Consider the following 14,683-nt stretch of genomic DNA (forward strand, 5'->3'; position numbering starts at 1 on the left):
TGATCCCTATTGGAAGTTTACTATTTTCTTATAAATAGACTTTGCCTGTGAAGGTTGATTTGTCCCATGAATAATTGCTCTACCATCTTTAAATAATACAATTCTATAATCCTCAAACGAACAAGAAAGTAAATAAGGATTCACAATTAAGTCATTCACATCTTTTATTAATTTTTTCGATAATTCCTCAAGCGAAAGTGAAAGAGAGGACATATTTCTTAATTGAATTGCATCCCTACCACATAATATATCTGTTTTCATTTCTGAGTCGCTTTGTAAGTACGGAAAAATAGGCAAATCACCGCATGTAGGACAATTTTTATGTTTTAACTTTTCAATGTTTATGTCAGCTTTTTCATTTTTCCAAACATCATAAGATTGCAATAGTGGTAATACTTTTGTACCAGTGATGAGCTTTAAAGCAGATGTAACTTGAAAAGCAGTAATAATTTGAACGATGGGGCTAATGACACCAACAGTATCACATGTATCTTGTAAACTGGGTATATGCTCTAATAAACAGTTTAAACATGGTGTTTTTCCAGGAATGATTGTAAATGTGAGGCCATAGCTAGCCACGCATGCACCAAAAATAAATGGAACACCAAATTTTATAGCTGCATCATTTACAATCATTCTAGTTTCAAAATTATCAGTTGCATCAATTAAAATAGTTTTCTCATTAACAAACTCCTCAATGTTTTTAGCATTGATGTCTGTAATAAAACTGTTAATGTTTATGCTACTATTTAATTCTAATAATCTATTTTTTGCTGCAATTGCTTTCGGTAATTTATTTTTAGCATCTTCTTCTGAATATAACTGTTGTCTTTGCAAATTACTCCATTCAACATAATCACGATCGACAATCGTCAGTTCTCCAATGCCTGCACGCACTAGCATTTCTGCTATTGATGAGCCGAGTGCTCCTGCTCCAATCACAAGTACACTTGCATGTTGTATTTTATCTTGTCCGTCATTCCCTAAAAATAATTGCTGCTTCATATATCGGCCAATCAAGAACTCACCAACCCTGTAATCGGACTACTTGCCACCCCATAATTTTTTTCACGAATTCTTCCAGCCTCGAAACCAAGCTTACCTGCTTCAATAGCCATTTTCATTGCAATAGCCATCTTTACTGGATCAGCAGCATCAGAAACAGCAGTATTTAGTAACACGCCATCCGCACCTAATTCCATAGCAAACGCTGCATCTTTAGGTGAACCAATTCCAGCGTCAATAATAACAGGAACGGACGATTGTTCAATAATAAACTTCAAATTTAAAGGATTTAAAATACCTTTTCCAGACCCTATTGGTGATGCGCCAGGCATGATTGCATGGACTCCAAGTTCTTCAAGTCTTCTTGCTAAAACGACATCATCGGATGTATAGGGTAATACGATAAATCCTTCTGAAAGTAACATTTCAGAGGCTTTTAACGTTTCTATTGGATCCGGTAAGAGCGACTTGTCGCAACCAATTACTTCAACCTTTACCATGTCACATAGCCCTGAAGCTTTTGCCAGTTTGGCGATTCTAACGGCTTCTTCAGCTGTTTTTGCCCCTGCGGTATTTGGAAGAAGCTTATATTTCGTTAAATCTAATTGTTCAAGAAAGTTTGGCTGAGATTCCTCAAATATATTCATTCTCCTAACAGCAAATGTTAATACTTCCGTTTCAGATGCCTCAATAGCCTTTTTTTGAATATCAAAAGAAGGGTATTTGCCTGTACCTAGAAATAATCTTGAATGAAATGAATGTTTTCCAATTGTTAACATCATTAACCTCCTCCTACAAAATGTATTAATTCTACAATATCTCCGTTTGAAAGAGCTGTAGTACCGTACAGTTCTCGATACAATATTTCTTTATTCACTTCTACTACAACGATTCTATTTTCTAGTTGATAAGAAAGAAGTAAATCTTTTACTGTGAAAATATTTTCAGCTAGCTGAATACTTTTGCCATTTAATTGGATGATCAAACGTTTTACACCTCGCCTTAAAATTATCGATTCACTTTAAACGCTTCTACCCACTCAGTTCTAATCTTTCTTTTAAGAATAAAATCTCGAATCATTTTGCCCGTTTCAGGAGCAAGAAGAATGCCATTGCGAAAGTGTCCAGTTGCAAAAAATATATTGTCATCATCAGGGTGTTTTCCGATATATGGTTTTTGGTCAATGGTTTGTGGTCTTAAACCTCCCCAAAATGATTCAATGGTCATCTTGGTCATATCAGGTAGCATCTTTTTGGCAGTTTCAATTAATGATTCAATACCTAGTAGGGTTGGTTTTTCATCCCATTCGTTATGAACCATCGTTGCACCAATAACAAGTTTTCCGTTGTTTCTAGGAACAATATAGTTATGATCATGGAAAATTGTGTGCTCCAACGTCAAATGTTCACTTGTAACCGATAGACATTCTCCCTTAACTGGGATAAGACGATTATTTAATCCGAGCTGCTTGAAAAAAGAAGTGCTCCAAACCCCATTTGCAATGACGATATTATCAGCTGTAAATTTTCCATTTGTAAAATGAATCATAAATGTATTTTCAATTTTTTGAATGTCTAAAACACAAGTATTTTCGTGTATTGTAGCTCCGAGCACTTGTGCACTTTTGCAAAAAGCCATACAAACAGAAATGGGTAGGACACTTACATCATCTTCTATATATGCTGCTCCAATTATATCTGTTGTTATATTAGGTATTTTCCTTTGAATTTCAGTTGGTTCATACCACTTGACCGTTGATTGAGAAAGAAGGGAAGCTAATTGGATTTTATCATCGTCATTATAAGCAAGTTTAAAAATCCCACCTTTTTTCAGCTCAATGTCGATATGACTTAGTCTCTTAAGCTCTTCATTCAGTTCAAAATAAGCTAGTTGACTGCTTCTTGCAAAAGGTAAGAAAATCTCTGAATCATTGCACTCAGAATGAGCTCCGAGCATGCCTGCTGCAGCGCTAGTTGATTTCGAACCAATCGTTTGTGCTTCGAGTATGGCAACGTCTATTTTTTCTTTTGCTAAGTAATAAGCGATGGAGCATCCAATGATTCCACCACCAATTACGATTACATCAAAATGTTGTTTCATAGATTACTAGTGCACCTCTCCATATATTTTAGAGCAGCATCACGCGAGTTTTCAGAAGAAAAAATACCCGACATGACTGCAATTCCATCTACCTGACACTCTTTTAGTATAGGAAGATGATCAGGAGCTATCCCACCAATTGCGTAAACTGGAATTGTAAGAACTTTTTTCATCTCAGTTAACTGATCAATTCCATTTGGACGTAAACCTTTTTTGCAATTTGTGTTAAAGCAATGTCCATAAATGACATAATTGGCCAGATCCTTCTCAGCTTGAATAGCCTCTGCTACTGAATGGACTGAGCGACCGACGTTCATTGTTGGATATTGTTCTTTCACTAACTTGACCGGATGCCCGTGAGTTGGCAAATGAATGTTTATTAGATTGGTAAGTAAAGCTATATCTAATCTGTCATTCATGACGATCTTGTTCATAGGAACTTTGTTATGCCTTAAAAGATTTAATAGGGTATGTAATTCCGAGCTGCATTTAGATTTTTCTCGTATATGAACTAAATCAACAACATCATGTATTTGAATAATCTTTGAAGCAAGTTCATGAACAGAATACATATTATTCGTTACTGCAATTAGCTTCAAATTTGCTCCTCCTTTTTGAAAAATAGGGTGTATGTATTGTAAATTTCGTTTTAAAACAAGAAAAACCACTTTCCTAAAACTGGAAAGTGGTTTGTAAGATACACAAATAAACGCATAAAAAGACATTGCGCCACTTTCCTACGCAGGTACGAACCTGTTCAGGTTATGAGGGTTTAAAAGTAACTACTTTATTCTCAGCCCTTATCAAGGGATCCCCTAGTGATGAATACACTATGAAAATTAAATTTAGCATAGCATAAAAATAAAATAATTCAAGATTAAAAAAATGATAGTTTGTAAATATTATGTCAAAAGTTAGCAAAATAGACACTTAAAGATATAATAAAAAATAATTTTTTTATGTGAAAATAGTGAATGTTTCCAGGTATAGATATGAATTTTCATCCAATCCTGTAAAATTTTAGGTAAATAAAATGATTTACAAGATTGCTTCATAGGTTTATATTAAGTCTGTACAAATGAATAGTTTGACTAGGGGTGTCCAATTAGTTGGGCTGAGAGAGAAACGCGCTTTAAGTTTCTTAACCCTCAGGACCTGATCTGGTTCATACCAGCGTGGGGAAGTTAGCGTTTATTACAGTAGTGATCATTTATCACTATTGTAGTCAAACTAACCATTAGCCGGGTCTTATATTTTTAAGATACGGCTTTTTTTCATGCTTATCGTGGATTGGATTTTGTTCTTTTTAATCACATTAAAAAGGGGAAATCATAATGAACAATTCTGTAAATGAAATGAATTTTTCAATCATGTCTAGCTTTTCGGGAAGTAAAAAAGTATATGTAGAAGGATCAAGACCTGACTTGTTGGTTCCAATGCGTGAAATCAAATTAAGTCCTACAACTGGATCATTTGGGGAAGAGGAAAACGCTCCTGTACGTGTTTATGATACAAGTGGTCCTTATACCGATGAAAGCGAAACAGTTGATATTCGTAAAGGACTTAAGTCTATAAGAGGAAAATGGATTATTGAGCGTGAAGATGTAATCGAGTATGAAGGTCGGAAAGTAAAGCCGGAAGATAATGGCTTTAAAAGTGAGGTTGTACAGAAAAATATAGAGGTCTTCCAAGGACTAGATAGAAAACCATTACGAGCAAAAGATGGTGCAAATATTACGCAGTTACATTATGCACGACAAGGTTTGATTACGCCAGAAATGGAATTTATCGCAATTAGGGAGCATGTTACTCCTGAATTTGTCAGATCTGAAGTAGCGAGAGGGAGAGCAGTTATTCCTTCAAATATAAATCATCCAGAGAGTGAGCCAATGATTATTGGTCGTAATTTTCATGTGAAAATCAATGCCAATATTGGTAACTCAGCTGTCACTTCCTCGATTGAAGAAGAGGTTGAAAAAATGACTTGGGCAACACGTTGGGGAGCAGATACTATGATGGATCTGTCTACCGGAAAAAATATTCACACGACTCGTGAATGGATTATTAGAAATTCACCAGTACCCGTTGGAACAGTACCAATATATCAGGCACTAGAAAAAGTGAATGGAATTGCTGAAGACTTATCATGGGAAGTATTTAGAGATACATTAATCGAACAAGCGGAGCAAGGTGTCGACTATTTTACAATTCATGCTGGTGTACTTTTACGCTATATACCGTTAACAGCAAAACGTGTAACAGGTATCGTTTCTAGAGGTGGATCAATTATGGCACAGTGGTGTCTTGCACATCATAAAGAAAATTTTTTATATACTCATTTTGAAGAAATATGTGAGATTATGAAACGATATGATGTTACATTTTCACTTGGTGATGGATTAAGACCCGGTTCCATTGCAGATGCAAATGATGACGCTCAGTTTGCTGAATTAGAAACACTTGGGGAGCTAACGAAAATAGCTTGGAAGCATGATGTCCAAGTAATGATTGAAGGACCAGGTCATGTACCAATGCATTTAATTAAAGAAAATATGGATAAACAATTAGAGATTTGTAATGAAGCTCCTTTTTACACGCTTGGACCACTTACGACGGATATCGCACCTGGCTATGATCATATTACTTCTGCAATAGGTGCTGCAATGATTGGCTGGTTTGGCACAGCAATGCTATGTTATGTAACACCAAAGGAACATCTTGGATTGCCGAATAAAGAAGACGTTAGAGTAGGAGTCATTACTTATAAAATCGCAGCACATGCAGCGGATCTAGCAAAGGGGCATCCAGGAGCTCAAAAACGAGATGATGCACTGTCAAAAGCAAGATTTGAATTTAGATGGAGAGATCAATTTAACCTATCACTGGATCCAGAAAGAGCGATGGAATATCATGATGAAACCTTACCTGCTGAGGGTGCAAAAACAGCCCATTTTTGTTCGATGTGCGGTCCAAAGTTTTGTAGTATGAGAATTTCTCAAGATATTAGGGATTTAGTAAATGAAAAGGATTTTGAGTTAGCGATTGATGAGGGTCTAAAAGAAAAGGCTGATCAATTTAGAAAAAATGGTGGGGAAATATACCAATGATTGAATGGGGGAGCCTCGAATGAACCGGGTGAACCAAATAGCAAAACAATTAAAAGAGCTAGAATTCGAAGTGAATCAACTGAAAAAAGAATTAATAAATATCCAAAAAATTTGTGAACATGAATTTCAAAAGAACGATTATATACAGGTATGTACAAAGTGCCACTATATTGAAAGTCTATATTGGTAAGCTTAACAAATAACCTATACTTAGTTTGCAAAAATAAACCTCCATTTTTGGAGGTTTATTTTTATTAACGACCTAACAGAACGTTAAGTCATTCAATATGAAAAATAAAATATATGAAAATGAGAAAGTAAGCACAAAAAACTAATTGACAATGATTATCATTATTGTTAATATTTTAACGTTATTGATAATCGTTTTCAATAAATGAGGTGGCAAATAAGACGACTTATATACTCTAAAAATTTACCAGATAGTAACAACATGATATTTAGATGAAGACCAAGAGGATTCTTTTTCTAGGCAAAAGAAATGGAGATTAATTAATGGAAAATATGATGCATCAATTAAAAGAAAAGGTATTTCAAGCTTTATTTACACTGATGAGAATTCTTTTTGGAGTAGGATGGTTATTTGCTGGTATCACAAAAATTTCAGAAAAAAATTGGTATAGCGAACCTGGCGTCTTTATTAAAAATTATTTTATAATGGCACTTGAAAAGCCTAATGTCCCAGTATTTTATAAGTATTTCATTCAACACTTTGCTTTAAAGCATTATATGTTTTTTAATTACACGATTCCAGTTGTACAAATTATAATCGGTATTTTATTGATCGTAGGTTTAATGCTACTTCCTTCAATACTGATTTGTCTTTTCATGCATATTAATTTTATTCTTTCAGGCAATATGAACTTAATCAGTCTTACACTTTATACCAGTGCTTTTGCAATTTTACTTTCTTTAGACCGTAGTTATGTATTAAGTTTAGATCGTTACATAGGATTTGAGAAATATATTCATGCTAAAAGACAAAAGATTGTGGTGGAAAGAAATTATCAACAATCAGAAGTTTTGAACGCTTAAATTTTTTTAAAAAATGTAAATAAAAAACCTCTTGAATATTTTCAAGAGGTTTTATAGTTTTTAGTTATTACCAAGCGCCATAGCCGCCTCCAAAATGATCACCTGCGAAACAAGCTGCTCCAACAATGATCAATAGGATGAATAATACAACAATCAGAGCAAAGCTGTTATGATGTCCATATTCACTACCCATTCGTTAAACCTCCTTCACTCTAAATTTTTAGGGGCTTTCAAAAACTTCCCTGTAAGGGGAATGTAGCAATATTACAATTAGGAGAGGTGGATAATGTATCGTATGTTTTTTTGATAACTATGGAACTAGTCTATACACTAAATAGGCTTTAACCCAATAATAAATAAGAAATGTTTGCGAAAAAAATAGACTGCATTTTATGCAGTCACTAATGTTTTGTGAATCTAAAACTTATATAAAAGGTATCCCATTATTAGTTTCTTTTGGTGTTGAAATTGCTGAATCTATAACATATCCGTTAGCGAATTTAACCGCTATTGTTCCTAAATATGTATCAGTAGGCTGAAGTGTTTCAGTACAAGTAAAATAGCGAATATGTACAACATCAACTGTATCTTTGCTAATCTTTTGACATGCAAGTTAAATTACTCAAACGTTTTAAAGCAACTTCTCTTTTCAGGCCAATGATGTCTTTTTTAATAAAAGATTCATAGTAATTTTTTAAGGGGAACATGTCATCAACTCCTGCTCTTCATCCTTCACGTTGATTCAAAATTATTTGTAGATTGTGGTGTTTCCTCGTATGGTATTTCATGTTTTGTTTCTACGATTGGTATTTGATCAATATGCTCAGGGATTTTGCCAGAATTGGTATGATCATACACTCCGAATTGACTAGAGGAAGATACATTCTTTTTGGTCAATTGATAGATCATTAAAATACTGATTGAAATAACCAAAATTCCTATAATATAACTCATTTCAATTCACTCCTACATTTGATTGGCATATATTTTCATTCTATTTTTCATATTTATTATAAATTCAACTATTAAGATATCATACCTGTTCAAACAAAAAAAATATCCCATTATAGTTGCCTATAATGGGATATTTTTTAATTAAGCTGAGTGTTCTGAATCATTTAGTTTGTTTTCTGGATTTAAACGGCTATTTCTGTAACCGTAAGCAGCGTAGATGATTAAACCAATTACTAACCAAACTACGAAACCTTTCCAAGTAAATGCTGACAGTTGAAGCATTAAATATACACAGAATACAACAGCTAGAACTGGGACTACAGGTACCCATGGAGTTCTAAAGCCACGTTTTAAATCTGGTTGAGTTTTTCTTAATACTAAAATACCAAGTGATACAGCTGAGAATGCGAATAGTGTACCAATATTAGTTAATTCTGCTAATTTACTTAATGGGATTAATCCAGCGAATGCAGCTACTAATCCACCTGTAATCCAAGTACTTACTACAGGTACTTGAGTTTTCTTGTTAACTTTAGACATTTTTTTAGGAAGTAAGCCATCTCTACTAATTGCGTAGAATAAACGAGTTTGTCCAAACATCATTACCATTAATACTGTTGTAATACCGATGATTGCGCCAAGAGAAATGAAACCTGCTGCCCAATCTTGATGGATGAAGTTTAAAGCAAATGCAACAGGATCTTTTACGCCTAATTGATCGTATGGAACGATACCTGTAAGAATTAATGAAACAACAATATAAAGAATCGTACATACTGCTAATGCAGAGATAATACCAATTGGTAAGTTTCGTTGAGGATTTTTAACTTCCTCAGCAGCAGTAGATACTGCATCAAATCCAAAATAAGCAAATACTACAACAGCTGCTCCAGCTGTTACGCCACCAAATCCTTTTGGCATAAATGGTGTCCAGTTCGTAGGCTCAACATACCAAACGCCAATTGCGATGAAAAGTAATACTACAGCTAATTTGATAATAACCATTATAGTGTTAAGTTTAGCTGATTCTTTAACACCTCTAGTAAGAACAAAAGTTACGATTAAAACAATGATTACAGCTGGTAAATCTATATAAGTTCCGTTACTAGGATCAAATGCACTTGTTAATGCAGTTGGAAAATGAATTCCAAATCCTGATAATAAACTTTGGAAGTATCCTGACCATCCACTAGCAACTGCAGATGATGCTAGTCCATACTCAAGTACCATATCCCAACCTAAAATCCAAGCAACTACTTCACCGAAAGCAACATAGCTATACGTATAAGCACTTCCTGCTTGTGGAATCATGGAAGCAAATTCAGAGTAACATAATGCAGCGAAAGTACATGCTAACCCTGCAATAATAAATGAAAGAATAAGTGCTGGTCCAGCATAATCAGCTGCTGCTACCCCTGTTAATACGAAAATACCAGTTCCTATGATAGCCCCAATTCCTAGCATTGTTAGGTCAAATGCACCTAGTACTTTGTTAAGTGAACTACTTGGAGTTGCACTTGCGACAGATTTTTTACGAAATAAACTCATATGAACCTCCTTAAAATTCTTGTTGTAATTTTCTAAAATTAATCTAACTATTTTAATAGTTTTGTATAAAAAATAGAAAATTCTGACAATTACTAACGAAAAAATATTATTTGTTAGGATTAATTGATTTTTATAATAACATACGTTTACGGTTTATACAAAGAATTTTTCGACTATTTTTTCAAAAAAACGCAAAAAAATATGGGTAATTAGTCATTAATTGGTTGAAAATTCAAAACAATGGATAAATATTATATTGTGCAATTGTTATCCAAAGATAATAATGAGAAAAAGACATGATCTATTCATGTCTCTCTTAAAAACAAAAAAAAGTAAAGATTGATAGAAATAATGAAGTAATCAAAATTGCAATGAAAGGACGAATTGCTTTCATTCGTAGCTCTTTTGTATTTATGTTTAAACCTAAACCAGTCATTGCCATCGTTAATAGAAAAGTTGTTAAAAAATCGATTGGAGTCTTTAGTTCCTTTATTTCAATTAATTCACTTATGAAGAAACTTCCTAAAAAGCTCATCAAAATAAAACCGACTAGAAACCAAGGGAATGTAAATTTGACTTCCGTGTCTTTTTTTATACCTTTTTTATTCATCCATAAAATAAATAAAAAACTAACAGGTATTAAGAGGAAAACTCTTGATAGTTTTGATAATAAAGCAAATGCTAATGCATTTTCTCCTGCTGGTGCGGCTGCTAATGCAACATTTGCAATTTCATGAAGGCTAAGGCCGGCCCAAGTTCCATATTCTGCAGTACTTAGATGTAAGAAAGGAAAGAGGATGGGATAAATAATTGAAAATATAGTTCCTACTAGGGCAATGATTCCAATCCCCATTGCTGTATCTTCTTCCTTTGCTTTCATAATTGGTGAAAGAGCGGCGATGGCAGCAGCTCCACATATTCCTGTTCCAATACTTAATAGTAATGAAAGATTCAAATCTGCCTTTATCAATTTTGCAATCAACATTAGTACGAAAAAAGAAAAGAGTACTGTTATCATACTTTTTATCATGATCATAAAACCCTGATTAAAAATAACATTCATATTTAATTTTAATCCATATAGAACAATTGCTAATCTTAAAAAGTATTTGGAGGAAAATTGAATGCCAATACGTATATGTTCTGGATATCCAAAAATTTGTCTATAAAGAACACTAACGAGTATGGCACATGCAAACGGACCAATATAACCAAGCTTAGGGATTTTCGATAATCCAATCCCGATGCACGCGATTAAAATTGTAAATCCGATTCCAAGAAACAACGAGTAAATTTTCTCCTTATTTACAATAGGTTCTTTTGGATTTTTTTGTACGAATAAATTCGGTTCCAAATCTATCATCCCCTAATCATCAATTCAATTTATATATTTATCGTATGCGATGATTGACGATAAGAAAAATAAATGATTATGATAGTTATCATAAGTAATAACGATACTAAGAGGTGAACAGATGGACCATTTACTTTTGGTTTTTATAGAAGTTGCTGAGAAAAAGAACTTTTCGCGTGCAGCAGAAGAGCTTCATATGACTCAACCATCCGTTAGTCAACAAATACAAATACTCGAAAAAAATTTAGGAACAAAGTTATTAAATAGAACGAACAAATTTGTTGAGTTAACGAAAGCGGGAGAAATAGTTTACTCACATGCGAAAGAAATTACAGGTCTGTATAAACGAATGTCGACATTAGTAGATGATTTAATGCATGAAGCAAATGGATTATTAAAAATTGGGGCTAGTTATACATTTGGAGAATATGTACTTCCGCATATATTAGCAAATTTAAAGTTGAAATTTCCAAATGTAATCCCATCTGTCCAAATTGGTAATACAAGAGAAATCGCTCAAGCTGTCTTAACTCATCAAATAGATGTAGGAATAGTGGAGGGCGAGTACGTTCATCAGAATGTATTTATGGAAACAGTTGCTACTGATGAGTTGTATATAATGGCTGGAGTAAATCATGCTTTATCAAAAAATAAAGAGGTAACAATTGAACAATTAGAACGTGAAACTTGGATTGTTCGTGAAGAAGGATCTGGAACAAGAGAGGCTACAGATCGTTTATTTGAAACATTGAACATTAGTCCAACCACATTAGTTGAGTTTGGTAGTACTCAGTTAATTAAAGAAGCCGTAGAAGCTGGTCTTGGAATCAGTTATTTATCCGATTTAACAGTGAAAAAAGAAAAATTACTCAATACCATTTTTATATTAAACGTAGAAGGTACACCAATCAAAAGGAATTTCTCGATTTTAACTGAACCAGTTCAATTGCAAACGAAATCAATGCAAGTATTCATCGAGCTAATACAAGATTTTTATAAGAAGAAAAAATAAAAACCTCCATTCATTAGTGGAGGTTTTAGGTAGTGATTTAGTGTTCAGTTAAATTACTTAATGAAACTTCTTTGTCATTATGAGGCTCATCTAGGGGATAAACTCTAGCGGTTGATTCATTCTTGTTTACATGCTGAATATAAATTGGAACTCCATCACATGTTACATTAATCATATTAGGTGAAGCTATTATTTCTAGTGCTCTTTCTGTATCCATAATAATGACCTCCTTTTATTAGAACCCATCATATTATTTGCGAATGCAATAAATAGTATTCAGCAAAGATGATTATTTCCAATCTTTCTTTTTAAACATTTGCTTTTCTTGTTGTATGATAGCGATAGAAGCAAAAAGTAAGATGGTACTGCACATAAAAATTAAACTAAATATACCAAATAAAATATTCATATTTGTTCCTCCTTTTTCATTAAAATTAGCGTAAAGTATGGAACTGGTTTCATAGCAAGAAAAATTTTGAAAAGGTGAAGTTATGTCTAATATTAAAGATATTGCAAGGATTGCTGGCGTTTCAGTTACGACTGTTTCAAGGGTATTAAATAATGAACGGTATGTTAGTGATGAAAAAAGAAATGCTGTATTACGAGCAATTGAAATAACAAATTATCAAAGAAATTTAAATGCTGTTAATTTGAGTAAAGGGAAAACTCATTTAATTGGGGTAGTTGTACCGTATTCAAATCATCCGTATTTTGGATTGTTGATAGAGGGAATTTCCATAGAAGCAATTAAGAAAAATTATAAACTTGTATTGTTTCAAACAGATTATCACAAAGAGCGAGAGTTGGAAGCACTTGAAATGTTGAAGCACAAACAAATAGATTCTCTCATTATTTGTTCAAGAATCTGCCCATTAGAAGTAGTTGAATCATATTTAGAATTTGGGCCGGTAATCTTATGTGAGGATACGAGGAATACTCGGATATCTTCGACTTTTGTAGACCACTATAAGAGCTTTACGATTGCATTAGAATACATGTACAAAAAGGGTCATAGAAAAATTGGTTATTGCATCGGACGCAGTAGTGGTACAAATAGCCTTCAAAGAAATTTAGCATATAAGGATTTCCTTCATAAATACAACTTACCTTATCATGATGAACAAATTATAAAAAAATGTAGTTATTTTGAAGATGGGGAACGAATCGTTAATACTTTAATTGAATCAAAAAATAGACCGACAGCTTTACTAGTTACTAGTGATCAAGTAGCAGCAGGGATTTTAACTTGTTGTAATGAGAAAGGCATCGTTATACCAGAGGATCTTGCAATCATTAGTTTCGATAATCAACCAATTGCAAAATACATGAAACTAACAACTGTTGAGATGCCGATAAAAGAAATGGGTCAAAAGTTATTACATCAGGCTCTACTTGATGAACAATCGCAAACAGAAATGTCAGTTAAATTAATTGAACGTCAGACAGTTTAAGTTAAAATTGAAATGAAAAAGCACAACAAATCCCGAATCAAAGCCTCAATTAGGTTTTGACTTGGATGAGTCGTGCTTTTACTATGAATTCCACCCTCGAGCATGCTCCCTTACAATTTCCAAAAATTTTCTAGCTGCATGAGACTGCCATCTGTTTTTATGCCATGACATAATCGTAAAAACACTCCCAAGACTGGTATCCCATTTAATAGATCGCATTTTCCCTTGTTCAATTTCTTGATTCGCTGTAACAAGTGGTAGCATAGAAATTCCTAATCCACACATAACGCATTGTTTAATTGCCTCGACACTCCAAAACTCAATTCCAGTCTTTGTTTGGATTCCTTTACTTAACAAAAATGCTTCAAAATAATCACGATAGCTTCCTTGTTCTGTTAAAAGAATATTTTCATTTTCATGTAACGAAAATGATGAAAGTGTTCTTGTTGAGTCAGAGTGGGGTGGTAATAAAATGACAAGTGGTTCTTCAACAAGTGTCTCCATCGTTAAATCTGGATCAGAAACACTAGCTTGTAAGAAAAATGCGATATCAAGATCGCCTCGTTTTAATGATTCTTGCAAGTCCCAGCATGAACCAGACTTCATTATGATGTTTACTTTTGGGTATTTTTTTCGAAAAGCCTGGATAATAAATGGAAGTCGATAAATCGTTAATGACTCAGGTGCACCAATTCTTAAGGTGGCAGTTTCTTCTTTTTCCATTTGAAAGACATCTTTCGCTTTTGAATATAATTGAATCATTTCGATCGCATGAGATAAGAAATGCTCACCAACTTCTGTCAATTGTACCTTTTTACCGATTCGATTAAATAATGGTACACCTAGTTCTTGTTCTAATGCTTGAACATGTGCTGTAACAGTTGATTGTGCATATCCTAAATGAACTGCAGCCTTTGAGAATCCACCCATATCTACAATTGATTTAAAAGTAATCAAATGGCGAATTTCCATAATAACCTCCAATTATCGGAAAACCCGATGGTTTATATCGTAACTATTCATTTTACCGATTTATTGATGTTTCATATACTTAAAGTATACGAGATTAGTATTAGATTCAATAACTTTTGAGGTGATG

General features: G+C 33.6%; 16 protein-coding genes and 2 riboswitches. Of the genes, 5 read left to right on the plus strand and 11 right to left on the minus strand.

Annotated elements, in window-relative coordinates:
- Nucleotides 1–6: 6 nt before the first annotated feature.
- Genes ABID96_RS03430 through ABID96_RS03450 form a run of 5 tightly spaced genes read right to left on the minus strand, consistent with a single transcriptional unit; the run spans nucleotide 7 to nucleotide 3,704 of the window.
- On the minus strand, nucleotides 7–1,020 hold the full coding sequence (locus ABID96_RS03430) for a ThiF family adenylyltransferase (RefSeq protein WP_192600827.1): 1,014 nt from the start codon (nucleotides 1,018–1,020) through the stop codon (nucleotides 7–9).
- Entirely contained in the window at nucleotides 1,017–1,784 is a 768-nt protein-coding gene (locus tag ABID96_RS03435) for a thiazole synthase (protein ID WP_192601996.1), read from the minus strand. The genes ABID96_RS03430 and ABID96_RS03435 overlap by 4 nt, the downstream gene beginning before the upstream one ends.
- Before the next feature lie 2 nt (nucleotides 1,785–1,786).
- Nucleotides 1,787–1,990: a sulfur carrier protein ThiS gene (gene thiS / locus ABID96_RS03440; RefSeq protein ID WP_192600828.1), complete on the minus strand. Its 204-nt coding sequence runs from the start codon at nucleotides 1,988–1,990 to the stop codon at nucleotides 1,787–1,789.
- 23 nt (nucleotides 1,991–2,013) lie between these two features.
- A complete protein-coding gene (gene thiO, locus ABID96_RS03445) occupies nucleotides 2,014–3,105 on the minus strand; it encodes a glycine oxidase ThiO (RefSeq protein ID WP_192600829.1) in 1,092 nt (363 codons plus the stop codon).
- Nucleotides 3,102–3,704, minus strand: a complete 603-nt coding sequence (locus ABID96_RS03450; protein WP_192600830.1) for a thiamine phosphate synthase — start codon at nucleotides 3,702–3,704, stop codon at nucleotides 3,102–3,104. The genes thiO and ABID96_RS03450 overlap by 4 nt, the downstream gene beginning before the upstream one ends.
- A 118-nt stretch (nucleotides 3,705–3,822) precedes the next feature.
- Nucleotides 3,823–3,932, minus strand: a riboswitch (TPP riboswitch).
- A gap of 256 nt (nucleotides 3,933–4,188) precedes the next feature.
- Nucleotides 4,189–4,304, plus strand: a riboswitch (TPP riboswitch).
- Nucleotides 4,305–4,436: 132 nt separating this feature from the next.
- Here ABID96_RS03450 and thiC point away from each other — a divergent pair.
- The 3 genes from thiC (at nucleotide 4,437) to ABID96_RS03465 (ending at nucleotide 7,265) form a co-directional block, all read left to right on the plus strand.
- Entirely contained in the window at nucleotides 4,437–6,212 is a 1,776-nt protein-coding gene (gene thiC, locus ABID96_RS03455; RefSeq protein ID WP_192601997.1) for a phosphomethylpyrimidine synthase ThiC, read from the plus strand.
- Nucleotides 6,213–6,231: 19 nt separating this feature from the next.
- Nucleotides 6,232–6,402: a hypothetical protein gene (locus ABID96_RS03460; RefSeq protein ID WP_192600831.1), complete on the plus strand. Its 171-nt coding sequence runs from the start codon at nucleotides 6,232–6,234 to the stop codon at nucleotides 6,400–6,402.
- Nucleotides 6,403–6,725: 323 nt separating this feature from the next.
- Nucleotides 6,726–7,265, plus strand: a complete 540-nt coding sequence (locus tag ABID96_RS03465; RefSeq protein ID WP_192600832.1) for a DoxX family membrane protein — start codon at nucleotides 6,726–6,728, stop codon at nucleotides 7,263–7,265.
- A gap of 67 nt (nucleotides 7,266–7,332) precedes the next feature.
- Here the strand turns inward: ABID96_RS03465 and ABID96_RS03470 are convergent, their stop codons facing one another.
- The 4 genes from ABID96_RS03470 to ABID96_RS03485 form a co-directional block, all read right to left on the minus strand.
- Nucleotides 7,333–7,458: a YjcZ family sporulation protein gene (locus ABID96_RS03470; protein ID WP_087999644.1), complete on the minus strand. Its 126-nt coding sequence runs from the start codon at nucleotides 7,456–7,458 to the stop codon at nucleotides 7,333–7,335.
- Nucleotides 7,459–7,997: 539 nt separating this feature from the next.
- Nucleotides 7,998–8,219, minus strand: coding sequence for a hypothetical protein (locus tag ABID96_RS03475; protein WP_192600834.1), 222 nt, complete (start codon nucleotides 8,217–8,219; stop codon nucleotides 7,998–8,000).
- A gap of 141 nt (nucleotides 8,220–8,360) precedes the next feature.
- Nucleotides 8,361–9,767 (minus strand): branched-chain amino acid transporter BcaP, encoded by a 1,407-nt coding sequence (gene bcaP, locus ABID96_RS03480; RefSeq protein WP_192600835.1) that lies wholly within the window; start codon nucleotides 9,765–9,767, stop codon nucleotides 8,361–8,363.
- 316 nt (nucleotides 9,768–10,083) lie between these two features.
- Nucleotides 10,084–11,130, minus strand: a complete 1,047-nt coding sequence (locus ABID96_RS03485; protein ID WP_192600836.1) for a putative sulfate exporter family transporter — start codon at nucleotides 11,128–11,130, stop codon at nucleotides 10,084–10,086.
- Nucleotides 11,131–11,242: 112 nt separating this feature from the next.
- Between ABID96_RS03485 and ABID96_RS03490 the strand changes: the two genes are divergently transcribed.
- Nucleotides 11,243–12,133: a LysR family transcriptional regulator gene (locus ABID96_RS03490; protein ID WP_192600837.1), complete on the plus strand. Its 891-nt coding sequence runs from the start codon at nucleotides 11,243–11,245 to the stop codon at nucleotides 12,131–12,133.
- 37 nt (nucleotides 12,134–12,170) lie between these two features.
- On the opposite strand, the gene ABID96_RS03495 is transcribed toward ABID96_RS03490, so the two are convergent.
- Entirely contained in the window at nucleotides 12,171–12,350 is a 180-nt protein-coding gene (locus ABID96_RS03495; protein ID WP_087999650.1) for an H-type small acid-soluble spore protein, read from the minus strand.
- A gap of 274 nt (nucleotides 12,351–12,624) precedes the next feature.
- Here ABID96_RS03495 and ABID96_RS03500 point away from each other — a divergent pair, with 274 nt between their 5' ends.
- Entirely contained in the window at nucleotides 12,625–13,584 is a 960-nt protein-coding gene (locus ABID96_RS03500) for a LacI family DNA-binding transcriptional regulator (RefSeq protein WP_192600838.1), read from the plus strand.
- Nucleotides 13,585–13,665: 81 nt separating this feature from the next.
- Here ABID96_RS03500 and ABID96_RS03505 read toward each other — a convergent pair whose 3' ends face one another.
- On the minus strand, nucleotides 13,666–14,556 hold the full coding sequence (locus ABID96_RS03505; protein WP_192600839.1) for a LysR family transcriptional regulator: 891 nt from the start codon (nucleotides 14,554–14,556) through the stop codon (nucleotides 13,666–13,668).
- Nucleotides 14,557–14,683: the final 127 nt, after the last annotated feature.

Source organism: Gottfriedia sp. OAE603 (assembly GCF_040543965.1).
Lineage (GTDB): Bacteria > Bacillota > Bacilli > Bacillales > Bacillaceae_G > Gottfriedia > Gottfriedia solisilvae.